The organism is Pseudomonas sp. 05N36, from assembly GCF_056397385.1.
Window position 1 is genome coordinate 221,798 of the sequence record NZ_JBFTNH010000012.1, and the last position, 26,873, is coordinate 248,670.

The 26,873-nt window shown below is 59.2% G+C and carries 28 protein-coding genes and 1 pseudogene; 16 read left to right on the plus strand and 13 right to left on the minus strand.

Annotated features, from left to right (window positions below):
• Positions 1 to 119: 119 nt before the first annotated feature.
• From lptB to AC1DIH_RS16940, 5 genes are read right to left on the minus strand one after another with little or no spacing between them, the layout of a single operon-like run.
• A complete protein-coding gene (gene lptB, locus AC1DIH_RS16920) occupies positions 120 to 845 on the minus strand; it encodes an LPS export ABC transporter ATP-binding protein (RefSeq protein ID WP_123424278.1) in 726 nt (241 codons plus the stop codon).
• A complete protein-coding gene (lptA, locus tag AC1DIH_RS16925; RefSeq protein WP_019691896.1) occupies positions 845 to 1,390 on the minus strand; it encodes a lipopolysaccharide transport periplasmic protein LptA in 546 nt (181 codons plus the stop codon). Before lptA ends, lptB begins: the two co-directional genes overlap by 1 nt.
• Positions 1,377 to 1,949: an LPS export ABC transporter periplasmic protein LptC gene (gene lptC / locus AC1DIH_RS16930; RefSeq protein ID WP_477772540.1), complete on the minus strand. Its 573-nt coding sequence runs from the start codon at positions 1,947 to 1,949 to the stop codon at positions 1,377 to 1,379. Before lptC ends, lptA begins: the two co-directional genes overlap by 14 nt.
• 7 nt (positions 1,950 to 1,956) lie before the next feature.
• On the minus strand, positions 1,957 to 2,481 hold the full coding sequence (locus AC1DIH_RS16935) for a KdsC family phosphatase (RefSeq protein ID WP_477772541.1): 525 nt from the start codon (positions 2,479 to 2,481) through the stop codon (positions 1,957 to 1,959).
• Positions 2,481 to 3,455: a KpsF/GutQ family sugar-phosphate isomerase gene (locus AC1DIH_RS16940; protein ID WP_477772542.1), complete on the minus strand. Its 975-nt coding sequence runs from the start codon at positions 3,453 to 3,455 to the stop codon at positions 2,481 to 2,483. Before AC1DIH_RS16940 ends, AC1DIH_RS16935 begins: the two co-directional genes overlap by 1 nt.
• Before the next feature lie 276 nt (positions 3,456 to 3,731).
• On the opposite strand from AC1DIH_RS16940, the gene AC1DIH_RS16945 reads away from it, so the two are divergent.
• The 10 genes from AC1DIH_RS16945 to hisC all read left to right on the plus strand — a co-directional run bounded on the left by AC1DIH_RS16945 (position 3,732) and on the right by hisC (position 11,699).
• Positions 3,732 to 4,541, plus strand: coding sequence for an ATP-binding cassette domain-containing protein (locus tag AC1DIH_RS16945; RefSeq protein ID WP_145015817.1), 810 nt, complete (start codon positions 3,732 to 3,734; stop codon positions 4,539 to 4,541).
• Positions 4,541 to 5,338 carry a lipid asymmetry maintenance ABC transporter permease subunit MlaE gene (gene mlaE, locus AC1DIH_RS16950; protein WP_347927984.1) on the plus strand — a complete coding sequence of 266 codons (798 nt, stop codon included), beginning with the start codon at positions 4,541 to 4,543 and terminating at the stop codon, positions 5,336 to 5,338. The genes AC1DIH_RS16945 and mlaE overlap by 1 nt, the downstream gene beginning before the upstream one ends.
• On the plus strand, positions 5,338 to 5,805 hold the full coding sequence (gene mlaD, locus AC1DIH_RS16955) for an outer membrane lipid asymmetry maintenance protein MlaD (RefSeq protein WP_019691901.1): 468 nt from the start codon (positions 5,338 to 5,340) through the stop codon (positions 5,803 to 5,805). Before mlaE ends, mlaD begins: the two co-directional genes overlap by 1 nt.
• A gap of 11 nt (positions 5,806 to 5,816) precedes the next feature.
• Positions 5,817 to 6,476 carry an MlaC/ttg2D family ABC transporter substrate-binding protein gene (locus tag AC1DIH_RS16960; protein WP_477772543.1) on the plus strand — a complete coding sequence of 220 codons (660 nt, stop codon included), beginning with the start codon at positions 5,817 to 5,819 and terminating at the stop codon, positions 6,474 to 6,476.
• Positions 6,473 to 6,778 carry an STAS domain-containing protein gene (locus AC1DIH_RS16965; protein ID WP_477772544.1) on the plus strand — a complete coding sequence of 102 codons (306 nt, stop codon included), beginning with the start codon at positions 6,473 to 6,475 and terminating at the stop codon, positions 6,776 to 6,778. Before AC1DIH_RS16960 ends, AC1DIH_RS16965 begins: the two co-directional genes overlap by 4 nt.
• A 114-nt stretch (positions 6,779 to 6,892) precedes the next feature.
• Positions 6,893 to 7,144: a BolA family protein gene (locus AC1DIH_RS16970; protein WP_019691904.1), complete on the plus strand. Its 252-nt coding sequence runs from the start codon at positions 6,893 to 6,895 to the stop codon at positions 7,142 to 7,144.
• A 22-nt stretch (positions 7,145 to 7,166) separates the two neighbouring features.
• On the plus strand, positions 7,167 to 8,432 hold the full coding sequence (murA, locus tag AC1DIH_RS16975) for a UDP-N-acetylglucosamine 1-carboxyvinyltransferase (RefSeq protein ID WP_427530124.1): 1,266 nt from the start codon (positions 7,167 to 7,169) through the stop codon (positions 8,430 to 8,432).
• Positions 8,433 to 8,557: 125 nt separating this feature from the next.
• Positions 8,558 to 9,193 carry an ATP phosphoribosyltransferase gene (hisG, locus tag AC1DIH_RS16980; RefSeq protein ID WP_095144983.1) on the plus strand — a complete coding sequence of 212 codons (636 nt, stop codon included), beginning with the start codon at positions 8,558 to 8,560 and terminating at the stop codon, positions 9,191 to 9,193.
• 125 nt (positions 9,194 to 9,318) lie between these two features.
• Entirely contained in the window at positions 9,319 to 10,644 is a 1,326-nt protein-coding gene (hisD, locus tag AC1DIH_RS16985) for a histidinol dehydrogenase (protein ID WP_477772545.1), read from the plus strand.
• Positions 10,645 to 10,646: 2 nt separating this feature from the next.
• Entirely contained in the window at positions 10,647 to 11,699 is a 1,053-nt protein-coding gene (gene hisC, locus AC1DIH_RS16990; RefSeq protein ID WP_477772546.1) for a histidinol-phosphate transaminase, read from the plus strand.
• 124 nt (positions 11,700 to 11,823) lie between these two features.
• On the opposite strand, the gene AC1DIH_RS16995 is transcribed toward hisC, so the two are convergent.
• From AC1DIH_RS16995 to algW, 3 genes and pseudogenes are all read right to left on the minus strand, one after another.
• Positions 11,824 to 12,552 carry a DUF4198 domain-containing protein gene (locus AC1DIH_RS16995; RefSeq protein WP_477772547.1) on the minus strand — a complete coding sequence of 243 codons (729 nt, stop codon included), beginning with the start codon at positions 12,550 to 12,552 and terminating at the stop codon, positions 11,824 to 11,826.
• A gap of 93 nt (positions 12,553 to 12,645) precedes the next feature.
• Positions 12,646 to 12,888 (minus strand): annotated as a pseudogene (locus AC1DIH_RS17000) (TonB-dependent siderophore receptor); the annotation flags it as partial.
• Positions 12,889 to 13,029: 141 nt separating this feature from the next.
• Positions 13,030 to 14,184: a Do family serine endopeptidase AlgW gene (algW, locus tag AC1DIH_RS17005; RefSeq protein WP_477772548.1), complete on the minus strand. Its 1,155-nt coding sequence runs from the start codon at positions 14,182 to 14,184 to the stop codon at positions 13,030 to 13,032.
• Between the two features lie 102 nt (positions 14,185 to 14,286).
• On the opposite strand from algW, the gene AC1DIH_RS17010 reads away from it, so the two are divergent.
• The 3 genes from AC1DIH_RS17010 (at position 14,287) to cysN (ending at position 18,039) form a co-directional block, all read left to right on the plus strand.
• Complete coding sequence (locus tag AC1DIH_RS17010; protein WP_477772549.1) at positions 14,287 to 15,045, plus strand: Nif3-like dinuclear metal center hexameric protein; 759 nt, start codon at positions 14,287 to 14,289, stop codon at positions 15,043 to 15,045.
• A 168-nt stretch (positions 15,046 to 15,213) separates the two neighbouring features.
• Entirely contained in the window at positions 15,214 to 16,131 is a 918-nt protein-coding gene (gene cysD, locus AC1DIH_RS17015) for a sulfate adenylyltransferase subunit CysD (RefSeq protein ID WP_019691910.1), read from the plus strand.
• Positions 16,132 to 16,140: 9 nt separating this feature from the next.
• A complete protein-coding gene (cysN, locus tag AC1DIH_RS17020; protein WP_477772550.1) occupies positions 16,141 to 18,039 on the plus strand; it encodes a sulfate adenylyltransferase subunit CysN in 1,899 nt (632 codons plus the stop codon).
• A gap of 185 nt (positions 18,040 to 18,224) precedes the next feature.
• Here cysN and AC1DIH_RS17025 read toward each other — a convergent pair whose 3' ends face one another.
• From AC1DIH_RS17025 to AC1DIH_RS17035, 3 genes are read right to left on the minus strand one after another with little or no spacing between them, the layout of a single operon-like run.
• Entirely contained in the window at positions 18,225 to 19,130 is a 906-nt protein-coding gene (locus AC1DIH_RS17025; RefSeq protein ID WP_477772551.1) for an acyltransferase, read from the minus strand.
• Positions 19,131 to 21,230: a phosphate acetyltransferase gene (pta, locus tag AC1DIH_RS17030; RefSeq protein WP_427530143.1), complete on the minus strand. Its 2,100-nt coding sequence runs from the start codon at positions 21,228 to 21,230 to the stop codon at positions 19,131 to 19,133.
• A gap of 59 nt (positions 21,231 to 21,289) precedes the next feature.
• Positions 21,290 to 21,628, minus strand: a complete 339-nt coding sequence (locus AC1DIH_RS17035) for a DUF3565 domain-containing protein (RefSeq protein ID WP_477772552.1) — start codon at positions 21,626 to 21,628, stop codon at positions 21,290 to 21,292.
• On the opposite strand from AC1DIH_RS17035, the gene AC1DIH_RS17040 reads away from it, so the two are divergent.
• The 3 genes from AC1DIH_RS17040 to AC1DIH_RS17050 all read left to right on the plus strand — a co-directional run bounded on the left by AC1DIH_RS17040 (position 21,597) and on the right by AC1DIH_RS17050 (position 23,982).
• On the plus strand, positions 21,597 to 22,082 hold the full coding sequence (locus AC1DIH_RS17040) for an FKBP-type peptidyl-prolyl cis-trans isomerase (RefSeq protein ID WP_477772553.1): 486 nt from the start codon (positions 21,597 to 21,599) through the stop codon (positions 22,080 to 22,082). The genes AC1DIH_RS17035 and AC1DIH_RS17040 overlap by 32 nt on opposite strands.
• 124 nt (positions 22,083 to 22,206) lie before the next feature.
• On the plus strand, positions 22,207 to 22,689 hold the full coding sequence (locus AC1DIH_RS17045; RefSeq protein ID WP_103315755.1) for a glutathione peroxidase: 483 nt from the start codon (positions 22,207 to 22,209) through the stop codon (positions 22,687 to 22,689).
• 189 nt (positions 22,690 to 22,878) lie between these two features.
• A complete protein-coding gene (locus tag AC1DIH_RS17050; RefSeq protein ID WP_477772554.1) occupies positions 22,879 to 23,982 on the plus strand; it encodes an NADH:flavin oxidoreductase in 1,104 nt (367 codons plus the stop codon).
• Here the strand turns inward: AC1DIH_RS17050 and AC1DIH_RS17055 are convergent.
• Positions 23,951 to 25,186 (minus strand): glycosyltransferase family 4 protein, encoded by a 1,236-nt coding sequence (locus tag AC1DIH_RS17055; RefSeq protein ID WP_477772555.1) that lies wholly within the window; start codon positions 25,184 to 25,186, stop codon positions 23,951 to 23,953. The two genes, AC1DIH_RS17050 and AC1DIH_RS17055, sit on opposite strands and share 32 nt — an antisense overlap.
• Before the next feature lie 83 nt (positions 25,187 to 25,269).
• Positions 25,270 to 26,856, minus strand: coding sequence for a family 20 glycosylhydrolase (locus AC1DIH_RS17060; protein WP_477772556.1), 1,587 nt, complete (start codon positions 26,854 to 26,856; stop codon positions 25,270 to 25,272).
• Positions 26,857 to 26,873: the final 17 nt, after the last annotated feature.

The window sequence follows — 26,873 nt, forward strand, 5'->3', positions numbered from 1 at the left end:
GCCAAACATAAGCAAATTATATGCCTGAAACTGAAGTCTTTGCCTAGAGCGCTGTAACAATAAATACGTATGGTTTTATTGGGGCAAGCGCTCCGGCGACTGACCGGACACCTCAGTGCTTACAGGCGGAACTCATGGCCCAGATACACTTCCTTGACCAGGTCGTTGGCCAGGATGGTTTCGGCGTCGCCTTCGGCAATCAGTTGGCCGTCGTTGACGATGTAGGCGGTTTCACAGATGTCCAGGGTTTCACGAACGTTGTGGTCCGTGATCAGCACGCCGATACCCTTGGCCTTGAGGTGATGAATGATCTGCTTGATGTCGCCTACCGAAATCGGGTCCACGCCGGCGAAAGGTTCGTCGAGCAGGATGAATTTCGGCGCCGTGGCCAGGGCACGAGCGATTTCCACGCGGCGACGTTCGCCACCGGAAAGGCTCATGCCGAGGTTGTCGCGGATGTGGTTGATGTGGAATTCCTGCAGCAGGCTTTCCAGCTCTTTGCGACGACCGGCCTTGTCGAGCTCCTTGCGGGTCTCGAGGATGGCCATGATGTTGTCGGCGACCGAAAGTTTGCGGAAGATCGACGCTTCTTGCGGCAGATAGCCGATACCCGCTTGTGCACGACCGTGCATTGGCTGGTGGCTGACGTCCAGATCGTCGATCAGTACGCGCCCCTGATCGGCCTGGACCAGGCCCACGATCATGTAGAAGCAGGTTGTCTTGCCGGCACCGTTCGGGCCAAGCAGGCCGACGATCTGGCCGCTGTCGATCGACAGGCTGACGTCACGCACGACCTGGCGGCTCTTGTAGCTTTTGGCCAGATGCTGGGCTTTCAGAGTTGCCATTACTGGGCCTTCTGCTCGTCGGTTTTCTTTTTCGGCTGGATAACCATATCGACCCGTGGGCGCGGCGCAGTCACCGAAGCACCGGTAGCGCGGCCTGCGTTAGCAACCTGCTTGACGGTGTCGTAGACGATTTTCTCGCCTTCGGTGGTGTTGCCTTCGTTGATCACCTTGGCGCGGTCGATCAGTACGATGCGGTTTTGCGCGGCATGGTACTGGATAGTCACCCCGTAGCCCTGGACGGGTTTCGTATCGGTCGGCTTTTGCAACTGCTCGAAATACGCCAGGTTGCCCACCGAGGTCACGACATCGATGTCGCCGGCCTTGGTGCGGGTGATGGTCACGGTGTTGCCTTTGATGATCATCGAGCCCTGGGTAATGATCACGTCACCTTTGTAGGTGGCCACGCCATTCTTGTCGTCCAGCTGAGCGTCGTCAGCCTGAATGCGAATGGGTTGCTGGCTATCGTTCGGCAGAGCCCAGGCGCTCACGCTTCCCAGTGCTGCGCCCAGACTGAGCAAAATAGGGAGAGTTTTAACGAGCCTCATACTGTCCTCTTACGTTCGATAGCAGGTGTATCCTGCTGTCTTTCAAATACGCTTTCATTCCGTTACCCGTCGATACACCACCAGCGCCGTCGATTCTAACGGCTTGCTGGGTCTGCGCATATTGCTCTTGCGGGAATACCGTCATACGACTACTGGTAATCAGCATCGGGCGGTTCTGCTCGTCCGTGCGCGCGATACGTACCGAGTCGATCAATTCAACCTCGGTGCCGCCTGAATTGACCTCGCCACGCTCGCTCTGGACGTGCCAAGGGTACGCGGTGCCCCGATACATGTTCAGGTCGGGGTTGGTCAGCAGGGTGATGTCGGTCGCTTTGACGTGCTCGACCTTGTCGGAGGTCAGGTCATACTGCAATTTGCCATCGGGCAGGTACTGCACGCTGTGTGCGTTGATGGCGTAGTAGTCGATCTGGCTCTCGTCGACGTGCGCTACCGGCTTGTCGAGAAAGCGTTCCGGGCTGATATTCCAGTAGCCAACGGCCGCGAGCAACGCGGCAATGACCCCGAAAAACACTATGTTGCGAATCTTCTTGCTCAGCATAAGTGGCTCACAGGTACGCGGCATTAGCCGCTTCAAGGTTGCCCTGGGCGCGCAGGATCAGCTCGCAGAACTCGCGAGCGGCACCTTCGCCGCCACGGGCCTGAGTGATGCCGTGAGCGTTTTCGCGTACGAAACTGGCGGCATTGGCCACTGCCATGCCCAGGCCAACGCGGCGAATCACCGGCAGGTCCGGCAGGTCGTCACCCAGGTAGGCAACCTGTTCGTAGCTTAGGCCCAGTTGCGCCAGAAGCTCGTCGAGCACCACCAGTTTGTCCTCGCGGCCCTGATACAGATGAGGAATGCCAAGGTTTTTGGCGCGCAGCTCGACCACCGGGGTCTTGCGTCCGCTGATGATGGCGGTCGTCACGCCGGAGGCCATCAGCATTTTGATGCCCTGGCCGTCGAGCGTGTTGAAGGTCTTGAATTCGCTGCCGTCTTCGAGAAAGTACAGGCGACCGTCGGTCAGCACGCCATCGACGTCGAAAACCGCAAGCTTGATGTTTTTGCCGCGTTGCAGCAGGTCCGCGCTCATTACATTACTCCCGCACGCAGCAAATCGTGCATGTTCAGGGCGCCCACCGGACGGTCCTCGTTGTCGACCACCACCAGTGCGTTGATTTTGTGGTCTTCCATGATTTTCAGGGCTTCGGCGGCGAGCATTTCGGCGCGGGCAGTCCTGCCATGAGGGGTCATGACGTCGTCGATGGTGGCTTGATGGATGTCGATGGTCCGGTCCAGTGTGCGGCGCAGGTCGCCGTCCGTGAAAATGCCGGCGAGTTTGCCGTCAGCTTCCAGTACCACGGTCATGCCCAGGCCCTTGCGGGTCATTTCCATCAGTGCGTCTTTGAGCGGCGTACCGCGCACGACTTGCGGCAACTCCTGGCCCGCGTGCATGACATTTTCGACTTTCAGCAACAAACGGCGACCCAGAGCACCGCCCGGGTGTGAAAACGCGAAATCTTCGGCAGTGAAGCCGCGGGCTTCCAGCAAGGCAACGGCCAGTGCGTCACCCATTACCAGCGCCGCCGTGGTGGAGGAGGTCGGTGCCAGGTTCAGCGGGCAGGCTTCGTGCTCGACATGAACATTGAGGTTCACTTCGGCAGCCTTGGCCAGTGGCGAATCAGGATTGCCGGTCAGGCTGATCAGCTTGATGCCCAGACGCTTGATCAGCGGCAGCAGCGTGATGATTTCGTTGGTGGAACCGGAGTTCGACAGCGCGAGGATGATGTCATCGCGAGTGATCATGCCCATGTCGCCGTGACTGGCTTCGGCCGGGTGTACGAAAAAAGCCGTGGTGCCGGTGCTGGCGAGGGTGGCGGCAATCTTGTTGCCGATGTGCCCGGATTTGCCCATGCCGACCACGACTACGCGGCCTTTGCTGGCCAGAATCATCTCGCAAGCGCGTACGAAATCTGCGTCGATGTGGGGCAGCAAGCCTTCTACGGCTTCAAGCTCGAGGCGGATAGTGCGTTGTGCTGATTGAATCAGGTCGCTGGATTGGCTCATGTCAGAAATCGTATAACCTGAGAAAAGGCGGCGATTATAGCGGTAATGAGCAAATCCCTCACGTTAGTTCGTCGTGCTTTATTCAGGCGACTCCCGCAAACGCTGAAACTTGGGTCTTTTTGCCTGTCTTGATGCTGAACACTGCGGGCTTCGGCCTTGGGCGCTTTGTATTAGCAGTGATATAGTTCGTCGCCAGTTCGGCCTGCCCAGGTTGTTGTGTGCTCTCGGCAGGGAGCCCGGCGTCCGAGTAAGAGGCTTGCATCGCAAGGAGTTTAGATGAGTGCCGATAACGCCTACGCGGTCGAGCTGAAGGGAGTGTCCTTCAAGCGCGGCGCGCGCAGCATTTTCAATAATGTCGATATTCGTATTCCGCGCGGCAAGGTTACCGGCATCATGGGACCTTCCGGTTGCGGAAAAACCACACTGCTGCGCCTGATGGGCGCGCAGTTGCGCCCTTCAGGTGGCGAAGTGTGGGTCAACGGGCAAAATTTGCCCACGCTGTCTCGTAGCGACCTGTTCGATGCGCGCAAGCATATGGGCGTGCTGTTTCAGAGCGGCGCGCTGTTCACGGACCTTGATGTTTTCGAAAACATCGCCTTTCCGTTGCGTGTTCATACCCAGCTTCCGGATGAAATGATCCGTGACATCGTCTTGCTCAAATTGCAGGCGGTAGGGTTGCGCGGTGCCATCGACCTGATGCCCGATGAGTTGTCCGGCGGCATGAAGCGCCGTGTCGCGCTGGCACGGGCGATTGCCCTCGATCCGCAAATCCTGATGTACGACGAGCCTTTTGTGGGGCAGGACCCAATCGCCATGGGCGTTCTGGTGCGCCTGATCCGCCTGCTTAACGACGCCTTGGGTATCACCAGTATCGTGGTCTCCCATGATCTGGCCGAAACCGCGAGCATTGCCGACTACCTGTACGTCGTAGGTGATGGGCAGGTGTTGGGGCAGGGGACTCCCGATGAACTGATGAACTCCGATAATCCGCGGATTCACCAATTCATGAAGGGGGATCCAGACGGGCCGGTACCGTTCCACTTTCCAGCGACGGATTACCGCGCAGATCTTCTGGGGAAGCGCTGATGCGCAAGATTTCACTAATAGAGAGAGTTCGTCGATTCGGCCAGGCCGGCATCGACAGCATAGCGGTGCTCGGCCGTTCATCACTGTTCCTGTTTCACGCCCTGCTGGGGCGTGGTGGCGTCAGCGGCGGATTTGGCTTGCTGGTCAAGCAGTTGCACTCGGTCGGCGTGATGTCCCTGGTGATCATCGTGGTCTCCGGGATATTCATCGGGATGGTGCTGGCGCTGCAAGGCTTCAACATTTTGTCCAGCTACGGTTCGGAGCAGGCGGTCGGGCAGATGGTTGCGCTGACGCTGTTGCGTGAACTCGGGCCGGTGGTGACTGCGTTGTTGTTCGCCGGGCGTGCCGGTTCTGCATTGACCGCCGAGATCGGCAACATGAAGTCCACCGAGCAGTTGTCCAGTCTGGAAATGATTGGCGTCGACCCGCTCAAGTACATCATTGCCCCTCGTCTGTGGGCCGGCTTCATCTCCCTTCCAGTGCTGGCGATGATTTTCAGCGTGGTCGGTATCTGGGGCGGTTCCTGGGTGGCTGTCGACTGGTTGGGTGTGTATGAAGGTTCCTACTGGTCGAACATGCAAAACAGCGTGACGTTCGACGGCGACGTGTTCAATGGCATCATTAAAAGCATTGTATTTGCCTTCGTCGTGACCTGGATCGCCGTATTCCAAGGCTATGACTGTGAACCCACTTCCGAAGGGATCAGTCGTGCCACCACCAAAACCGTGGTGTATGCCTCATTGGCCATCCTCGGCCTGGACTTTATTTTGACTGCCTTGATGTTTGGAGATTTCTGATGCAAAACCGCACCCTGGAAATCGGTGTCGGCCTTTTCTTGCTGGCTGGCATCCTGGCTTTAGTGTTGCTTGCCCTGCGGGTCAGTGGACTGTCCCCTGTTTCGAGCACCGACAGCTATAAACTGTATGCGTATTTCGACAATATCGCCGGTTTGACGGTCAGATCAAAAGTGACCATGGCCGGTGTGACCATCGGCAAGGTCACGGCAATCGATCTGGATCGCGACAGCTTCACCGGACGAGTGACCATGCAGCTGGAAAAGCGCGTAGATAATCTGCCGACTGACTCCACTGCATCTATCCTCACGGCGGGCCTGTTGGGCGAGAAATACATCGGTATCAGCGTGGGTGGGGAACAGTCCCTGCTCAAGGATGGCGGGACCATCCATGACACGCAGTCGTCGCTGGTGCTTGAAGACCTGATCGGTAAATTCCTGCTCAATACCGTTAGCAAAGACGCCAAATAAGGAGTTTTTTCATGATCTCAACCTTGCGACGTGGCCTGTTGGTATTACTGGCGGTCTTGCCGTTCATGGGTAACGCCATGGCTGCACAGTCCGCGCACGATATCGTGCAGGACACCACCAATCGGTTGCTCGCCGATCTGTCGGCCAATAAAGCGAAGTACAAGCAGGATCCGAAAGGCTTTTACGATGCCTTGAACACCATCGTCGGGCCCGTGGTGGATGCCGAGGGCATCTCCAAGAGCATCATGACGGTCAAGTACTCGCGCAATGCCACACCTGCGCAAATGAAAACCTTTGAAGAAAACTTCAAGCGCGGCCTCTTCCAGTTCTATGGCAATGCCTTGCTCGAGTACAACAATCAGGGCATTACCGTTGACGCGGCCAAGGATGAGTCGGGAGACCGTACCAGCGTTGGCATGACGGTCAAAGGCAGCAATGGCGCGATCTACCCTGTGTCCTACACACTCGAAAAGATCAATGGCGAGTGGAAGCTGCGTAATGTGATCATCAACGGCATCAACATCGGCAAGCTGTTCCGTGATCAGTTCAGCGACGCGATGCAGCGCAATGGCAATAACCTGGACGCGACCATCAACGGTTGGGCCGGTGAAGTCGCCAAAGCCAAGGAAAAGACCGACGCAGAAACGACTCAGAAGAAGCCCGCCCAATGAGTGAGTCGGCTGTCAGCATGGGCGAGGCCGGTGAGCTGATGCTCCGCGGCGTACTCGATTACCGTACCGGGCCGGCCTTGCGCAAGCAGGGTCAGGCCTTGATCAAGTCGAGCACGGCGCCGGCCCTGGTAGTTGATTGCTCGGGTGTGCAAAAGTCCAGCAGCGTCGGTTTGTCGTTGTTGCTGTGTTTCATGCGTGACGCGCAAGCGGCGGGCAAGGCGCTGAGCATTCGTGCATTGCCTGACGACATGCGTGAAATCGCTCAGGTCAGCGAATTGACCGAGCTGTTGGCACACCCCTAACTATCATCTATAAAGAAGCCCCCCGTCAGAGTCCTGCTATGCGGGGTTCGCAGGCGCGGGGCTTTTTTGTATGATGTCCGACCCGCGCGCACAGGGCGCCGATTGAGGTTGAGCATGCAGGCCAACGAAGTGAAGAGCTTTCTTGAAGGAAAGCTGTCCGAGACTCTTTTATCAGTACAGGTAGAAGTTGAGGGCGAAGGCTGCAACTTTCAGCTGAACGTGATTAGCGATGAACTGGCGGCATTGAGCCCGGTCAAGCGTCAGCAGCAGATCTATGCCCATTTGAACCCATGGATCACCGATGGCAGCATCCATGCGGTCACTATGAAATTTTTCAGCAGCGCGGCCTGGGCCGAGCGCACCTGAGCCCAAGGGCGTCGAGATTCTTATGGATAAACTGATTATTACCGGCGGTGTTCGTCTTGATGGCGAAATCCGCATTTCCGGGGCAAAGAACTCTGCCCTGCCGATTCTGGCGGCAACGCTGCTGTGCGATGGCCCGGTGACGGTCGCCAACCTGCCGCACCTGCACGACATCACCACCATGATCGAGCTGTTCGGTCGCATGGGCATTGAGCCGGTGATCGACGAGAAACTCAGCGTCGAAATCGACCCGCGGACCATCAAGACCCTGATCGCTCCGTACGAACTGGTTAAAACCATGCGTGCGTCGATTCTGGTTCTGGGCCCGATGGTCGCGCGTTTTGGTGAAGCTGAAGTCGCACTGCCTGGCGGTTGCGCCATCGGTTCGCGTCCGGTCGACCTGCACATCCGTGGCCTTGAAGCCATGGGTGCAGTCATTGACGTGGAAGGCGGCTACATCAAGGCCAAGGCGCCAGAAGGCGGCCTGCGCGGTGCAAACTTCTTCTTCGATACCGTCAGTGTGACCGGTACCGAGAACATCATGATGGCAGCCGCTCTGGCCAAGGGCCGCAGCGTTCTGGCTAACGCCGCTCGCGAGCCTGAAGTCGTCGACCTGGCGAACTTCCTGAACGCCATGGGCGCGAAGGTTTCCGGTGCCGGCACCGACACCATCACCATCGACGGCGTCGAACGTCTGCACACGACCACTTACAAAGTGATGCCGGACCGTATCGAAACCGGTACTTACCTGGTGGCTGCTGCCGTGACTGGCGGCCGCGTGAAGGTCAAGGACACCGATCCGACCATCCTTGAAGCCGTTCTGGAAAAACTCAAGGAAGCCGGCGCTGAAATCACTACCGGTGAAGACTGGATCGAGCTGAACATGCACGGCAAGCGGCCGAAAGCCGTCAACGTGCGTACCGCTCCGTACCCGGCGTTCCCGACCGACATGCAAGCGCAGTTCATCTCCCTCAACGCGATTGCCGAAGGCACTGGCGCTGTGATCGAGACGATCTTCGAAAACCGCTTCATGCACGTCTACGAGCTGCACCGCATGGGCGCTCACATCCAGGTCGAAGGCAACACTGCGATCGTCACCGGCATCGAGAAACTCAAGGGCGCGCCAGTCATGGCCACCGACCTGCGGGCATCGGCCAGCCTGGTGATTTCGGCGCTGATCGCCGAAGGCGACACGCTGATCGATCGCATCTACCACATCGACCGTGGTTACGAGTGCATCGAAGAGAAACTGCAGATGCTCGGCGCGAAAATCCGCCGCGTACCGGGCTAGTTTCTGCTTCATGGGCGCAGGGACGTGCCCGTTGATTTGTTAAGATCGAGCCCGTTACGGCTCGATGTGTGTCCGGCGCCATTTGCGACCGGGCATGAGTACCTTGATAAGGACTGACGTTTCCCATGTTGACCATCGCACTGTCCAAGGGCCGCATCCTTGACGACACCCTGCCGCTTCTGGCTGAAGCGGGCATCGTGCCGACCGAGAATCCGGACAAGAGCCGCAAGCTGATCATCCCCACGACCCAGGCCGACGTGCGCTTGCTGATCGTGCGCGCCACCGATGTGCCGACCTACGTCGAGCATGGTGCCGCTGACCTGGGCGTCGCCGGTAAAGATGTGCTGATGGAATACGGCGGCCAGGGCCTGTACGAGCCACTGGACCTGCAAATTGCCCAGTGCAAGCTGATGACCGCGGGTAAAGTCGGTGCAATCGAGCCCAAGGGCCGTCTGCGCATCGCGACCAAGTTCGTCAACGTTGCCAAGCGTTATTACGCCGAGCAGGGTCGTCAGGTCGACATCATCAAGCTGTATGGCTCGATGGAGCTGGCACCGCTGATCGGTCTGGCGGACAAGATCATCGACGTGGTCGATACCGGTAACACGCTGCGGGCCAACGGTCTGGAGCCACAGGATTTCATTGCTGCCATCAGCTCCCGGCTGATCGTCAACAAAGCTTCGATGAAAATGCAGCACGCCCGTATCCAGGCGTTGATCGACACCCTGCGCAAGGCAGTGGAGTCTCGACACCGCGGCTGATTCACCTGCGCGACGCTCCGTCGCGCCCGTCTATCCGCCTCATAGCCAGAATTCTCAGGTGCCCAAGCGGATGGAGTGCTAGCTTCGGGTGCCTGAGTTTTTGCCAATCCTATGAGGCTCTCGCTATGACCGCACCGACTGCAATTCGCCGACTCAACGCTGCTGACCCGGATTTCGTGCATCATCTGGATCATCTGCTGAGCTGGGAAAGTGTGTCTGACGACTCGGTCAATCAGCGGGTGCTGGACATCATCAAGGCTGTGCGTGAGCGCGGCGACGCGGCGCTGGTTGAATTCACCCAGAAGTTCGACGGTCTGCAAGTGGCGTCGATGGCCGACCTGATCCTGCCGCGCGAGCGCCTGGAACTGGCACTGACCCGGATCACCGTGCCTCAGCGCGAAGCGCTGGAAAAAGCCGCAGCGCGGGTGCGCAGCTACCACGAAAAACAGAAGCAGGACTCCTGGAGCTACACCGAAGCCGACGGCACAGTGCTGGGCCAGAAAGTCACGCCGCTGGATCGCGCTGGTCTGTATGTACCGGGCGGCAAGGCGTCTTATCCGTCTTCAGTGTTGATGAACGCGATTCCGGCCAAGGTGGCCGGCGTGACCGAAGTGGTCATGGTCGTGCCGACGCCACGCGGTGAAGTCAACGAACTGGTGCTGGCCGCAGCGTGCATCGCTGGCGTCGACCGTGTGTTCACCATCGGTGGCGCGCAAGCGGTTGCCGCGCTGGCCTATGGCACCGAAAGCGTGCCGAAGGTCGACAAGGTCGTTGGTCCGGGCAACATCTATGTCGCCACCGCCAAGCGCCACGTGTTCGGCCAGGTCGGTATCGACATGATTGCCGGCCCATCGGAAATCCTTGTGGTGTGCGACGGTCAGACCGATCCGGACTGGATCGCCATGGACCTGTTCTCCCAGGCCGAGCACGACGAAGACGCGCAGGCGATTCTGGTCAGCCCCGATGCCGGGTTCCTCGACCAGGTGGCGGCAAGCATCGCCAAACTGCTGCCGACCATGGAACGCGCCGAAATCATCAACACCTCGATCAATGGCCGTGGTGCGCTGATTCAGGTGCGTGACATGCAGCAAGCCATCGACGTGGCCAACCGCATTGCGCCGGAACACCTGGAACTGTCGGTGGCTGATCCGCAAGCCTGGTTGCCGCAGATCCGCCACGCCGGTGCGATCTTCATGGGCCGCCACACGTCCGAGGCCTTGGGCGATTACTGTGCCGGTCCCAACCACGTGCTGCCGACTTCCGGCACCGCGCGTTTCTCCTCGCCGCTGGGTGTGTATGACTTCCAGAAACGTTCGTCGATCATCTTCTGCTCCGAGCAGGGTGCCTCCGAACTGGGCAAGACCGCGTCCGTGCTGGCCCGTGGCGAGTCGCTGACCGCTCACGCCCGTAGCGCCGAATACCGCATCATTGACGACAAGCAGGGGAACTGAACATGAGCAAATTCTGGAGCCCGTTCGTCAAGAACCTGGTGCCTTACGTACCGGGCGAGCAGCCGAAACTGGCGAAGCTGGTCAAGCTCAACACTAACGAAAACCCTTACGGGCCATCGCCCAAAGCACTGGCGGCGATGCAAACCGAACTGAATGACAACCTGCGTCTGTACCCGGACCCCAACAGCGACCTGCTCAAGCAGGCGGTGGCCGAGTATTACGGTGTGCAGGGCAATCAGGTGTTCCTCGGCAATGGTTCGGATGAAGTGCTGGCGCACATCTTTCACGGTTTGCTGCAACACGATAAACCGCTGCTGTTCCCGGACATCAGCTACAGCTTTTATCCGGTGTATTGCGGCTTGTACGGCATTCCATTCGACGCGGTACCGCTGGACGAGCAGTTCCAGATTCGCGTCTCGGACTACGCCAAGCCGAACGGCGGGATCATTTTCCCCAACCCGAATGCGCCGACCGGTTGCCTGTTGGCGCTGGACGCCGTGGAGCAAATCCTCAAGGACAGCCCTGATTCGGTGGTGGTGGTCGACGAAGCCTATGTCGATTTCGGCGGTGAAACCGCAATCAGCCTGGTCGACCGTTACCCGAACCTGCTGGTGACTCAGACCCTCTCCAAGTCGCGTTCGCTGGCCGGTTTGCGCGTGGGCCTGGCGGTAGGGCATCCGGACCTGATCGAGGCGCTGGAGCGGATCAAGAACAGCTTCAACTCCTATCCCCTGGATCGCCTGGCGATTGTCGGTGCGGCAGCGGCATTTGCCGATCGCGAGCACTTCGACAAGACCTGCCGGCTGGTGATCGAGAGTCGTGAGTGGGTGGTCAAGCACATGCAGGAGAAGGGCTTTGAGGTGTTGCCGTCGGCGGCGAACTTCATCTTCGCCCGTCACCCGCAGCATGACGCGGCCGGCCTGGCGGCGAAGTTGCGCGAGCAAGGCGTGATCGTCCGGCACTTCAAGCAGGAACGGATTGCCCAGTTCCTGCGCATCACCATCGGTACGCCAGAGCAGAACCAGGCGTTGATCGACGGCCTCGGCGATCTCTAAAACCCTCCCCGATCCTGTGGGAGCGAGCCTGCTCGCGATAACGGTCCGGCATTCAACATAAATGCTGAATGTTATGGCCTCTTCGCGAGCAGGCTCGCTCCCACAGGTTTTGTGTGGTGGCGGGTTACTCGTGATGCGGTTCACCGAGGAACGTCAACGAGCTGAACACCCCTCGCGTCGCCACATCCGGATTGTCCTTCAACGGGATTTCCACCTGCGCGGCAATCACATTCAACCCCTCATTGCGCACCAGCACCTGTGCCCGGCCTTCAGCATCGGTTTCCGTGCTCAAGGTGTTCGGCGCATTGCGATAGTCGCCAATCAATTTGATCCCCGCCGCCGGTTTGCCATCGAGCAACACCCGCACCGGCAATGATTTGCCCGGGCCAACAGTCAACGGATCAACTTCCGGCACAATCAGCAGTTTGATCTGATCAAGCGCAGGCAGCTTTGCTCCCGGCTGATAAATCGCCAGGCTGTACTTGAACGTCTGGGTCGATTCGATGGCGCCCGGTACTTTGCTGYGCCCCTGATTGATCCACTTTTTGTCGGCGGTCTGCGACCACATGCCATTGTCCAGCGCCACGGCCAGTACCGCTGGTGACTTGAGCGGTTGCAGGCGCGCGTGATCGGCCAGGCGTTCTACGGTGACCGGGATCATCTTGCCGCCGATGTCATAGGCCCAGGCGCCGCTGATTTTCTGCGCCTTGAAGGCGTTGTCTTCGGCGCCGTGGCCGTAGATGACTTCGATGTTGCCGCGACGTTGTTCGGTCCACAGGCCATGGGCCGAGACCTGGCCGGTAAACAGCAGGCCGAGCAGCAGGCTGAGCGCTACGGGTTTGAGGTGTTGCATGGTGACTTCCTTTTACAGGTTGAGTGTCTGGCTGACGGTGAAATTGCGCGGCTCGCCGGGATCACCGCGACCATAGAGGCTGGCCGCGGGGCCCTTGAGCACGCTGGCAGGAATCATGCTGATGGATTGCGGGATATCGCGGATGGCGCTGTCGGTTTTGGTCGCGCAGGACGATCGCGTGGCGCGATAGCCGTTCACCGGGCCGGTGGCAGACGCGTAATCGGAGGTGACGCTGATGGTGTCCGGTTCAAGCGGTTGTGGGGCTTCGATGAACACCGGATCCCCCGGCAGGCCCTGGGCCAGGCCTGCCAGAGGAGCAAATTTACGAGACGGCATGAGATCGTTCCAATAGCGATATTGAAACAATATAACATGCCTAATGAGAGTGTATGCTTTTAGGGCGCGTCTGCATCAGCAGAGGTATTGGGTGTTGCCGAAGGCGTTAAAAGATCACAGCCTCCGGCAACTCCTATGGGCTTACTCTTCTTCTTTGACCGGGGCGGGTGGCGGACGCAAGCCGATTTCCGCAGTCAGCTTGAGCTCCTTGCCGTTGCGCATGACCTGAACAGTCACTTTGTCAGTCGGTTTGATCCGCGCCACCTGGTTCATCGAACGGCGGCCATCACCGGCCGGTTCGCCGTCAATGCTGAGGATCACATCGCCCAGTTGCAGGCCGGCTTTTTGTGCCGGGCCGTCGCGGAAAATCCCCGCAACGACAATCCCCGGACGCCCGGACAGGCCATACGATTCCGCCAGTTCCTGACTCAACGGCTGCACTTCAATCCCCAACCAGCCGCGAATCACCTGGCCGTGCTCGATGATCGACTTCATGACTTCCATTGCCAGCTTGATCGGGATCGCGAAACCAATGCCTTGTGAGCCGCCGGACTTGGAGAAAATCGCGGTGTTGATCCCGGTGAGGTTACCGTTGGCGTCTATCAGTGCACCGCCGGAGTTGCCTGGGTTGATCGCGGCGTCGGTCTGGATGAAGTCTTCGTAGTTGTTCAGGCCCAACTGATTACGCCCGGTGGCGCTGATGATGCCCATGGTCACGGTCTGGCCGACGCCAAACGGGTTGCCGATGGCCAGCGCGACATCGCCGACGCGGATGTTTTCCGAGCGGCCGACGGTGATCGACGGCAGGTTTTTCAAATCGATTTTCAGCACCGCGAGGTCGGTTTCCGGGTCGCTGCCGATCACGCGAGCGAGGGTTTCACGACCATCCTTGAGCGCGACGACAATCTGGTCGGCGCCTGAGGTCACGTGGTTATTGGTCAGCAAATAACCTTCAGGACTCATGATCACCCCGGAACCGAGGCTCGACTCCATGCGCTTCTGCTTGGGCGCATTGTCGCCGAAGAACCGCCGGAATTGCGGGTCTTCAAACAACGGATGGCTGGTTTTGTTGACCACTTTGGTGGTGTAGAGGTTGACCACTGCCGGTGCGGCAATGACCACGGCATCGGCGTAAGACACCGGCCCCTGTTGGGTCTGAGTGGTTTGTGGGGCTTGTTGCAGGTTCACATCCAGGCTTGGCAAGCCGACCCATTGCGGGTAACGCTGGATGATCAACAACGCGATAAGCACGCCGGCCAGCAGCGGCCAGCCAAAAAAACGCAGACCCTTGAGCATTGAACAAATCCTGGGAGGTTACGAAGGACCATGGACGGCCCATAATGTCGCGCATTATACGAGGCCGCGCGCGCCTCTGAACGGGATATTTAGGAGTCTTTTATGGCCGTCGCCCTGAGCACCCTGGTGGAAGAAGCGGATCGTTACCTTGCCAGTTCGCGGATTGCCGACTATTGCCCCAATGGCCTGCAAGTCGAAGGTCGGCCGCAGGTCACGCGTATCGTCAGCGGCGTCACGGCCAGCCAGGCGTTGCTCGATGCCGCGGTCGAAGCCAAGGCCGATCTGGTGCTGGTTCACCACGGCTACTTCTGGAAAGGTGAAAACCCCTGCATTACCGGTATGAAGCAGCGTAGGCTCAAAACCCTGCTCAAGCACGACATCAGCCTCCTGGCCTATCACCTGCCGCTGGATGTGCACCCGGAAGTGGGCAACAACGTGCAACTGGCTCGCCAACTGGACATTACCGTCGAAGGTCCGCTGGACCCGGAAAACCTCAAAGTGGTCGGGCTGGTCGGTTCGCTTGCCGAACCCATGACCGCGCGCGACTTTGCCCGTCAGGTGCAAGAGGTCATGGGCCGCGAGCCGTTGCTGATCGAGGGCAGTAAAATGGTCCGGCGCGTCGGCTGGTGCACGGGCGGTGGCCAGGGTTATATCGATCAGGCGGTGCAGGCCGGTGTCGATCTGTATCTGAGCGGCGAAGCGTCCGAGCAAACCTTCCACAGCGCCCGGGAGAACGACATCAGCTTCATCGCCGCCGGCCATCACGCCACCGAACGCTTCGGTGTACAGGCGCTGGGGGATTATCTGGCTCGACGGTTTGCCCTTGAACACATTTTCATCGATTGCCCGAATCCGATTTGATAACCGAAAATCAACGATGGGAGCGGGCCTGCGGCGCCCGAACGAGCAGGTATATTCATATGCTCTTTCGATCTAGTCGGCGTCCTGATTAGAAGAGGTCGCTGTGCTAGCATTCGCCGCTCGAACACGGCCCGCTGGCCGTTCATAAGAAAGCTTTCGTGAGTAGCCATGGTCGACAAACTGACGCATCTGAAACAGCTGGAGGCGGAAAGCATCCACATCATCCGCGAGGTGGCCGCCGAGTTCGACAATCCGGTGATGCTGTACTCCATCGGTAAAGACTCCGCCGTGATGCTGCATCTGGCACGCAAGGCGTTCTTCCCGGGCAAGCTGCCGTTTCCGGTGATGCACGTCGACACCCAATGGAAATTTCAGGAGATGTACAGCTTCCGCGACAAGATGGTCGCAGAGCTGGGCCTTGACCTGATTACCTACGTCAACCCGGAAGGCGTGGCTCAAGGGATCAACCCCTTCACCCACGGCAGTGCCAAGCACACCGACATCATGAAGACCGAAGGCCTGAAACAGGCTTTGGACAAGTACGGCTTCGACGCAGCCTTCGGTGGTGCGCGCCGCGATGAAGAGAAATCCCGCGCCAAGGAGCGCGTGTACTCATTCCGCGACAGCAAGCACCGCTGGGACCCGAAAAACCAGCGCCCGGAGCTGTGGAACGTCTACAACGGCAAGGTCAACAAAGGCGAATCGATCCGCGTATTCCCGCTGTCGAACTGGACCGAGCTGGATATCTGGCAGTACATCTACCTTGAAGGCATCCCGATCGTCCCGCTGTACTTCGCTGCCGAGCGCGAGGTCATCGAGAAGAACGGCACGCTGATCATGATCGACGACGAGCGCATCCTCGAGCACCTGAGCGACGAAGACAAAGCCCGCATCGTCAAAAAGAAAGTGCGTTTCCGTACCCTTGGCTGCTACCCGTTGACGGGCGCGGTGGAGTCCGAGGCCGAAAGCCTCACGGACATCATTCAGGAAATGCTCCTGACGCGAACTTCCGAGCGCCAGGGCCGAGTCATCGATCACGATGGCGCCGGCTCGATGGAAGACAAAAAACGTCAAGGTTATTTCTAAGGGGCTGTCATGTCGCATCAATCTGATTTGATCAGCGAGGACATCCTCGCCTACCTGGGCCAGCACGAACGTAAAGAGCTGCTGCGCTTTCTGACTTGCGGTAACGTCGACGACGGCAAGAGCACCCTGATCGGGCGCCTGCTGCACGACTCCAAGATGATCTACGAGGATCATCTGGAAGCCATTACCCGCGACTCGAAAAAAGTCGGCACCACCGGTGACGACATCGACCTGGCGTTGCTGGTCGACGGTCTGCAGGCCGAGCGTGAACAAGGCATCACCATCGATGTCGCGTACCGCTATTTCTCCACCGCCAAGCGCAAATTCATCATTGCCGACACCCCTGGCCATGAGCAGTACACCCGCAACATGGCCACCGGTGCATCCACCTGTGACCTGGCGATCATCCTGGTCGACGCCCGTTACGGCGTGCAGACCCAGACCCGTCGCCACAGCTTCATTGCCTCGTTGCTGGGCATCAAGCACATCGTCGTCGCCATCAACAAGATGGACCTCAAGGACTTCGATCAGGGCGTGTTCGAGTCGATCAAGGCCGATTACCTGAAGTTCGCTGAAGGCTTGAAGATGAAGCCTACCAGCATGCATTTCGTGCCGATGTCGGCGCTGAAAGGCGACAACGTGGTGAATAAATCCGAGCGCTCGCCGTGGTACACCGGCCAGTCGCTGATGGAGATTCTTGAAACCGTGGAAGTCGCGGGCGACCGTAACTTCACCGACCTGCGTTTCCCGGTGCAGTACGTCAACCGGCCGAACCTGAACTTCCGCGGTTTCGCCGGCACCCTGGCCAGCGGCATCGTCAAGAAGGGCGACGAAGTCGTGGTGCTGCCGTCGGGCAAGAGCAGCCGCGTGAAATCCATCGTTACCTTCGAAGGTGAGCTGGAACACGCAGGTCCGGGTCAGGCGGTGACGCTGACCATGGAAGACGAAATCGACATCTCCCGTGGCGACTTGCTGGTGCATGCCGACAACGTGCCACCGGTCACCGACAGCTTCGAAGCGATGCTGGTGTGGATGGCTGAAGAGCCGATGCTGCCGGGCAAGAAGTACGACATCAAGCGCGCCACCAGTTACGTGCCGGGCTCGATTGCCAGCATCGTCAACAAGGTCGACGTGAACACTCTGGAAGAAGGCCCGGCCAGCGCCTTGCAGCTGAATGAGATCGGTAAGGTCAAGATCAGCCTCGACGCGCCGATTGCCCTCGACGGTTATGAAAGCAACCGCACCACCGGTTCGTTCATCATCATCGACCGCTTGACCAACGGCACCGTCGGCGCCGGCATGATCGTCGCCCAGCCTTTGGCGCATGGCAGCTCCACGCACCATGGAAAACTGGCCCATGTAGCCACCGAAGAGCGTGCCCAGCGCTTCGGCCAGCAACCGGCTACCGTGCTGTTCAGCGGCCTCTCGGGCGCGGGCAAAAGCACTTTGGCCTATGCAGTTGAACGCAAGCTGTTCGACATGGGCCGTGCGGTGTTTGTACTCGATGGGCAGAACCTGCGTCACGACCTGAACAAAGGTCTGCCGCTGGATCGCGCCGGGCGTGCCGAGAACTGGCGCCGTGCGGCTCACGTCGCACGTCAGTTCAACGAAGCCGGTTTGCTGACCCTGGCGGCGTTTGTCGCACCGGACGCCGAAGGCCGTGCACAGGCCAAGGCGCTGATTGGTGATGACCGCTTGCTGACCGTTTACGTGCAGGCGTCGCCGATGGTCTGCGCCGCACGTGATCCGCAAGGTTTGTACGCTGCAGGTGGCGACAACATCCCGGGCGATTCCTTCCCGTACGACGTGCCGCTGGACGCCGACCTTGTGGTCGACACCCAGACGCTGTCGCTGGAAGAAAGCGTCAAGCAAGTGCTGGACCTGCTGCGTAAACGCGGCGCGATCTAAGCGTTAGCGGCCAATAAAAAGCCCGCAGATGAGCAATCATCTGCGGGCTTTTTTGTGTCTGGTCGGGCCCCATCGCGAGCAGGCTCGCTCCCACATGGAGTTTCTATTGAATACAAATTTTGTATTCACAACAAATTAACTGTGGGAGCGAGCCTGCTCGCGATAGGGCCGGTACAGACACCTGATTACTTCCCGGGATACTCGCGATGCATCTGTGCAAGCAGCGCATCCTTGTCTTCCCACAACTGGTTGATCCAGCCCTGGAACTCCAGGCGGTACACGCCGTCCTGATCGTAGTTCTTGCCGATGAACTGCGGCGGGATCTTCAGTTCCTGAAAGTGCACCACCACCTCTTTCACGTTGCCACACAGCAGGTCCCAATAACCGGGGCGCCCGGCCGGGTAGTGAATGGTCACATTGACGATGGCTTCCAGTTGCTCACCCATGGCATCCAGCACAAACGCGATACCGCCAGCCTTGGGCTTGAGCAGGTAGCGCAAGGGCGATTGCTGCTGCGCATGCTTGCCTTCGGTGAAGCGCGTGCCTTCGACGAAGTTGAAAATCCCCACCGGGTTATTGCGGAACTTGTCGCAGGTCTTGCGGGTGGTTTCCAGGTCTTTGCCTTTCTTCTCCGGGTGCTTTTCCAGATAGGCCTTGGAGTAGCGCTTCATGAACGGGAAGCCCAGCGCCCACCAGGCCAGGCCGATCACCGGCACCCAGATCAGCTCTTGTTTGAGGAAGAATTTCAGCGGGCGAATCCGGCGGTTGAGCACGTACTGCAACACCATGATGTCGACCCAGCTCTGGTGGTTGCTGGTGATCAGGTACGAGTGTTGATAGTCCAGGCCTTCGAGCCCGCTGAGCGTCCAGTGCGTGTGCCCGAGCAAGTCCATCCAGGCCTTGTTGTTGCTGATCCAGGCTTCATGGATGTGGCTCATCAGCCAGTCGGTGAAGCGCTGTGCGGTCGGGAAGGGCAGCAGTAATTTGAAGATTGCCACGACAAACAGCGGTGTGCAGCAGACGATCGTGTTCAGCGCCAACAACAGCGAGGCGATCACGCCTCGCAAGGGTGCAGGTAGAGAATCCAGCATTTAAACATCCATAGGTCGGTTGGCGGCTTGAATCGCAGTCAGGGCAATGGTGTAGACGATGTCGTCGACCTGAGCGCCGCGCGGCAAATCATTCACCGGTTTGCGCAGGCCTTGCAGCATCGGTCCCAGGCTGACGCAGTCGGCGCTGCGTTGCACGGCTTTGTGAGTGGTGTTGCCAGTGTTCAGGTCGGGGAAAATGAACACGGTTGCCCGACCGGCTACCTGACTGTTCGGCGCCAGTTGCCGGGCCACGACTTCGTTGGCCGCGGCGTCGTACTGCAACGGCCCGTCGATCAGCAGCGCGTTTTGCGCTTCGTGGGCGAGCAGAGTGGCCTCGCGGACTTTCTCGACTTCTTCGCCGCTGGCCGACTCACCGCTGGAGTAGCTGAGCATCGCCACCCGTGGCGTGATCCCGAAGGCAGCGGCGGAGTCGGCGCTTTGCAGGGCGATCTCGGCCAGCTCGCTGGCGCTGGGGTGCGGGTTCATGATGCAGTCGCCGTAGACCAGCACTTCCTCCGGGAACAGCATGAAAAATACCGACGACACCAACGTGCAGCCGGGTGCGGTCTTGATCAGTTGCAACGCCGGGCGAATGGTATTGGCGGTGGAGTGGATGACCCCGGACACCAGCCCGTCGACTTCATCCAGGGCGAGCATCATGGTGCCGATCACCACGGTGTCTTCCAGCTGTTGCTCGGCCATTGGCGCATTGAGGCTTTTGGTCTTGCGCAACGCGACCATCGGTTCGACATACCGCTGACGGATCAGGTCCGGGTCGAGAATCTCCAGGCCCTCAGGCAACTCGATGCCCTGGGCGCGCGCGACCGCTTGTACGTCTTCGGGTTTGGCCAGCAACACGCAACGGGCAATGCCGCGGGCCTGGCAGATCGCGGCCGCCTGCACGGTCAACGGTTCGCTACCTTCGGGCAGGACGATACGTTTGTTGGCCGCCTGGGCGCGCTGGATCAGTTGATAGCGGAACACTGCCGGCGACAGGCGCATTTCACGCGGCGTGCCGCAGCGCTGGTGCAGCCAGTTGGCGTCGAGATGGCTGGCGACGAAATCGGTGATGATTTCCGCACGCTCGCGGTCGTCGATCGGGATCTCCTTGTTCAAGCCATTCAACTGGTTGGCGGTTTCGTAGGAGCCGGTGCTCACCGACAACACCGGCAAACCGGCCTGCAAGGCGCCTCGGCAGAGGTCCATGATCCGTGGGTCGGGCAGGGTGCCGCTGGTCAGCAGCAGCCCGGCCAGCGGCACGCCATTGATCGCGGCGAGGCTGACGGCGAGGATGATGTCGTCGCGATCGCCGGGGGTCACCACCAGCACGCCGGGCTTGAGCAGTTCGACCGTGTTGCGCATGGTGCGGGCGCAGATAATGATCTTGCTCATGCGCCGGGTTTCATAGTCGCCGGCGTTGAGCACCTGAGCGCCCATCAAGTCCGCGACGTCACGGGTGCGCGGCGCGTTCAGTTCCGGCTGGAACGGAATGCAGCCCAGCAGCCGGAAGTCGCCGCTGCGCAGCAAGGGCGAGTGTTCCTTCAGGCGGGCGGCGAAAGCCTCCATGCTTTCATCGGTCTTGACCTTGTTGAGGATCACGCCGAGCACTTTCGGGTCCTTCGGACCGCCGAACAATTGCGCTTGCAACTCGACCCGGCCAGACAATTCGGTGAGCACTTCGTTTTCCGGTGCCGAAACCAGAATCACCTCGGCATCCAGGCTTTTCGCCAGGTGCAGGTTGACCCGCGCAGCGTAGCTGGCGCTGCGGGTCGGGACCATGCCTTCGACGACCAGCACGTCTTTGCCGATGGCGGCTTGCTGGTACAGGGTGATGATTTCTTCCAGCAGCTCATCCAGCTGACCGTCGCCGAGCATCCGCTCGACATGAGCCAGGCCCAGCGGTTGCGGCGGCTTCAGACCGTGGGTGCGGGCCACCAGTTCGGTGGAACGTTCAGGGCCGGTGTCACCAGGGTGCGGCTGGGCAATCGGTTTGAAGAAGCCGACTTTCAGCCCGGCTCGCTCAAGGGTACGCACCAGCCCGAGGCTGATGGAGGTCAGACCCACACCAAAATCGGTGGGCGCGATAAAAAAAGTTTGCATGCGGATTCTCTGGAGGTGCATGGCAATGGCGATGGCCTATATCTGGCTGTCTGCCGAAATCAGACGTCAAGGTTATCGCTAACCGAGCCTTGAGCGCACCAACCGCAATCAAAGGGTTGGCCTATTTTTTCAATACGCTTGGCGGAGTCCAGAACCCAGGTTCGTGATTGCCAGGGTGGCTGGTGGCGCAGATGCTGGGTATGGCCGCAGGAAAGCTCGACAACCCAGTGTCCATCCTCGTCCTGATGGAAGCCTTCGATCGTCGACCCTGTCGACGCGACACGTCCGTCCGGGTTCTGTTCGCTTTCGGACGATGGCTTCGCTAAACTTGGTCTTTCTATATTCTTATGCAAAAGGTCTCGCCCCATGCTGATCGCCGCCAATAAGGCTGTCTCCATCGACTATACCCTGACCAACGACGCTGGTGAGGTCATCGACAGCTCTGCCGGCGGCGCACCGCTGGTCTACCTGCAAGGCGCAGGTAACATCATCCCGGGCCTGGAAAAAGCCCTGGAAGGTAAAGCAGTCGGTGACGAACTGAACGTCTCCGTAGAACCTGAAGATGCCTACGGCGAATACGCTGCCGAACTGGTCAGCACCCTGAGCCGCAGCATGTTCGAAGGCGTCGACGAACTGGAAGTGGGCATGCAGTTCCACGCTTCCGCGCCAGACGGCCAGATGCAAATCGTCACCATCCGTGATCTGGACGGCGACGACGTGACCGTTGACGGCAACCACCCGTTGGCCGGTCAGCGCTTGAACTTCAAGGTCAAAATCATCGACATCCGTGAAGCCAGCCAGGAAGAAATCGCTCATGGTCACGTCCATGGCGAAGGTGGCCATCACCACTGATTTTCTGCGCTAAGCTTCGAGAACTGGAGAGGCGCCCGAGGGGCGCCTTTTTAGTCCGCGGCTGTCCTTGGCGACATCGCCAAGAGGCTGTTTCGAGAAGAACACGGGAAATTTGGAGTTCGTCATGAGTGCTTTTCACGACCTTACATTGAAGACTTTGGATGGCCAGGAGTTACCTCTGGCGCCCTTCAAAGGGCACGTCGTGCTGGTGGTCAACGTCGCCTCCAAGTGTGGTTTGACCCCGCAGTACGCGGCTCTGGAAAACCTCTACCAGCAATACAAGGGCAAAGGTTTCAGTGTGCTGGGTTTGCCGTGCAACCAGTTTGCCGGGCAAGAGCCAGGTACTGAAAGCGAGATCAAAGAGTTCTGCAGCCTCAACTATGGCGTGACCTTTCCGCTGTCCAGCAAGCTGGAAGTCAACGGTCACGACCGTCATCAGCTGTACCGGCTGTTGGCGGGCGAGGGCGCGGAATTCCCGGGTGACATCACCTGGAACTTCGAGAAATTCCTCCTCGGCAAAGATGGTCGCGTGCTGGCGCGTTTCTCGCCACGTACTGCGCCGGATGATCCGACGATTGTTCAGGCGATCGAAAAAGCCCTGGTCTGAACCTGTCTCCCGTAGGAGCACGGCTTGCCGGCGATAGCGATCTCAAGAACGCCATCGCTGGCAAGCCGTGCACCTACAGACCCCCCCCCTGTCTTTTGAACCTTAATCACCTAAATCAATAGTGCTATTCAAGGCTGGCAAGTCTCCATATTATCGCCGTCATAAAGTTATTTTCACGTGGAGCGTCCCATGCCCGTCAAAGCCTTGTTCAAACCGTTCAACCTCGGTGCCCTGGCGCTGCCGACCCGTGTGGTCATGGCGCCGATGACCCGGTCGTTTTCCCCGGGCGGCGTGCCGAATTCGAAGGTCATCGAGTACTACTGCCGGCGCGCTGCCGCAGGTGTGGGGCTGATCATCACCGAGGGCACCACGGTTGGCCACAAGGCTTCCAACGGTTACCCGAACGTCCCGCACTTTTACGGCGAAGCGGCGTTGGCCGGCTGGAAAAAAGTTGTTGATGCGGTCCACGCCGAAGGCGGCAAGATCGTTCCGCAGTTGTGGCACGTCGGCAGCGTACGGCGCATCGGCACCGAGCCGGATGCGAGCGTGCCAGGCTACGGCCCTTCGGAAAAACTCAAGGACGGTCAGGTCGTGGTTCACGGCATGACTCAACAGGATATCCAGGACGTGATCGCGGCCTTCGCCCAGGCCGCCAAAGACGCGCAGAGCATTGGCATGGACGGCGTCGAGATTCACGGCGCCCACGGCTATCTGGTCGACCAGTTCTTCTGGGAAGGCAGCAACCAGCGCACCGACGAATACGGTGGCAGCCTGGCCAATCGTTCGCGCTTTGCCATTGAGCTGATCCAGGCCGTGCGTGCGGCGGTCGGTCCGGGCTACCCGATCATCTTCCGTTACTCGCAGTGGAAGCAGCAGGACTACACCGCACGTCTGGTGCAAACCCCGGAGGCGTTGGGCGAATTTCTCCAGCCACTGTCCGATGCCGGCGTGGATATCTTCCACTGCTCTACACGGCGTTTCTGGGAGCCGGAGTTCGACGGTTCCGAGCTGAACCTCGCAGGCTGGACCCGCAAACTGACGGGCAAGCCGACCATCACCGTGGGCAGCGTGGGGCTGGACGGTGAGTTCCTGCAGTTCATGGTCAACACCGACAAAGTCGCGCAACCGGCCAGCCTGGAGAACCTGCTGGAGCGTTTGAACAACGAAGAGTTCGACCTGGTGGCCGTGGGGCGCGCCTTGCTGGTCGACCCGGACTGGGCACAGAAAGTCCGCGAAGGTCGCGAGCAGGGCATCCTGCCGTTCAGTCGTGAGGCGTTGATGACGCTGGTTTGATCGAATGGGGCATGGACATCAAAGGCTGTGCCCCGATTTGCACCTCGCAAGCCCCGCGCAACTGTCCTTCAAATTGCTCGACGATTGCCCCCCAGCCCTGCCGACTGGCGTGCTGACGCGCGTTCAGTCGTATGCAGCGCAAGGTTTCTGCCTCTTCCAACAACCAACGGGCGGCATCGCAAAATGCCTCTTCGTCCCCCGGCATCGCCAACACGCCGTTGTAACCATGGCGAATGTGTTGAGCTGCGGCCGCCTGATCGTAAGCCACCACGCCCAATCCGGAGGCCAGTGCTTCCAGCACCACATTGCCGAAGGTTTCGGTCAGGCTCGGAAACAGAAACAGATCCCCGGACGCGTAGTGACACGCCAAGGCTTCTCCGCGCTGCGAGCCACAGAAGATCGCGTCGGGCAGTTCTTTTTCCAGTAGCGCACGCTGCGGGCCATCACCGATCACGATCAGCTTTATGCGTCGTTGCGGATAAGTTGACTGCAAGGCTTGGTAGCAACGTTTGAGCAGGCCGAGGTTCTTTTCCTGAGCGAGCCGGCCGACGTGAATCAGCGCGATGTCGTCGTTATCCAGCCCCCAGCTTTCACGCAGCGAACCCAACCGTTTGGCCGGGTGGAACAGTTGGCTGTCGACGCCACGGGACAGCAGCGCCAGACGCTCGAAATGCCGACGTTCCAGTTCCATTCGTTGGCTGGCACTGGGCACCAGGGTCAACTTGGAGCGGTTATGGAACCAACGCAGGTAATGTGTCAGTAACCGGGTCAACAAGCCGAAACCATACTGGTTGGAATACTGCTGGAAGTTGGTATGAAAACCGCTCACCACCGAAATGCCCAGCCGTCGTGCCGCGCGCAAGGCCGACAACCCCAGCGGTCCTTCGGTGGCGATGTAGAGCACGTCCGGGCGATGACGCTGCCAGCGCCTGAGCAACTTGTGCATCGACGACTGGCCCCATTGCATCCCCGGATAACCCGGCAGCGGCCAGCCGCGGCAGAGCAGCAGTTCATCGTCGCTGAGGCGGGCTTGATCGCTGCCCTGGCGCGGTCGCACCAGTTCTACCTGATGCCCACGCGCGCGCAGGCCTTCGAACAAGCGGCCCAGAGTATTGGCCACGCCGTTGATTTCCGGAGGGAAGGTTTCGGTGATCAGGGTGATATGCAGAGCTGTCGTCATGGCCTCAGTGTCGACTGAGGCCATGTCGCCATTGTGTCAGCGCGATGATGGATTTGTGACGGTGAGCGCGCTTGGCTGCACCGAGTATCTAGCTGACCACCGAGGTATCAAGGGCGTGGTGGGGCATAGCGAACCGAACGGGCGATCAGTGACAGGGATTTATAGTCTGGAGCGGCATTCGGTGACCCCCATGCGCGCTGCCCCAGTGGCAACATCCACTCTTTCAGATGCGACCAGACCTTTTCAGGTGTCATGTACGCCGCTTCGTCGGCCCATACCTGTATGCCTCCCCCCAGCACGGCGGGATGGGCTGGATCTATGACGGTATGCCCAGACCCCGCATCGTCCATGAAAATGTTGGGGCGCCAACGATCATAAATACCGTGGGGTGAGTGCAGGGGATGAAAAAGGTTGTCCCAGCCAGACTTAATGACGTTATAAAAGTCACCGTGGGCGTTTACCACGCAGTACCCTTCATCGATCAACGCTTGCACATTTTTCTCGTTGCGCTTGCTGCCCCAGATACTCCAGCACTTGATTACAACGTTTTTATCCACAGAAATCTTTTGATCTTTTTCAACGACTGCATCGTTCCACATTCGAGCAACCTTGCCTTTTTGCTGCACAAAGCTCGCGACTTCGTTGACGAATTTCCTTACACCATCCCGTGAGTCTGCGTTGGACGGCCCGGAATCTTCCCGCGCGTACCGAGCCAGTTGTGGCGTGTTGCTCGGAGAGATCGGACTGAGGAAGTACTCGTCGGCCTCCAAATTGAGACGTGTGCAATCCGGAAACATCTTGAGAAGATCGTTGATAAGCCCCATGACAAATTCGCGAGCGGCGGGGATGCTGAAATCGAGTGCTTTTGACACGACCGTGCCGCCTGAAAGCTGCAGCTGAAATTCCGGCTTATTTTGCAGAATCCACTGCATATGCCCAGGCCATTCGATCCCGGGGACGACCTCAATGTGAAGGGCCGCTGCTGTAACGAGGATTTTCTTGAGGTCCTCTGCACTCCAGGCATCGGGGCTGGCGGTGTCCGGGGCGGAAGGGAAGATGACCCGTACCCCCTCGTTGTCGGTGAGGTGCAAATACAGGGTGTTGAGCTTGTTCCAGGCCATCTCATGCAGCAGGTCTATCATCCATTCAACGCTGTAATACTTGCGGCCCACATCGATCAGCACCGAGCGTTCGGGGTAGACAGGGCCATCGACTATCTCCGCAGATTCAAGACTGGTCGAAACCTGTGCCGCTTTATGCAGGGTCGTCAGTGCCAGGGCCATGGCTTGCAGGGTTTTCGCGGTGACGTGGATGGTGCTGGTGATATCGATTCGGTAGGCCTCGGGTGCGCCTTTGACCGGAATTGGAACACCGGCGGTATCCGGGTCGGACAGTGTCAGCTTTACATCACCCGGCGCAGGGCTATTCCCTGACACAATGGCAGGCTGTTTTTCGAGCCCGGCGGCGAGGGCGAAGCCGAACGCCAACCGTGTTGCCAAAGGACGCAGGCTCTCATCGTCGATGAGAATGCGCGTACTTGCGCTAAGGACGTAGACAAAACCGGCTGTAGGTTCAGCGTGCAGTGCGGCGGGACTCATGTTGAGCCAGGGAAAGCGCGGGTTTTGATATCCGTTAGCGGGATTGTTGGACGCCACTATGCTGGCGGCGATGGGGCTTTGGATGGACGTTGTCATTGAACCGGTTCTCCATA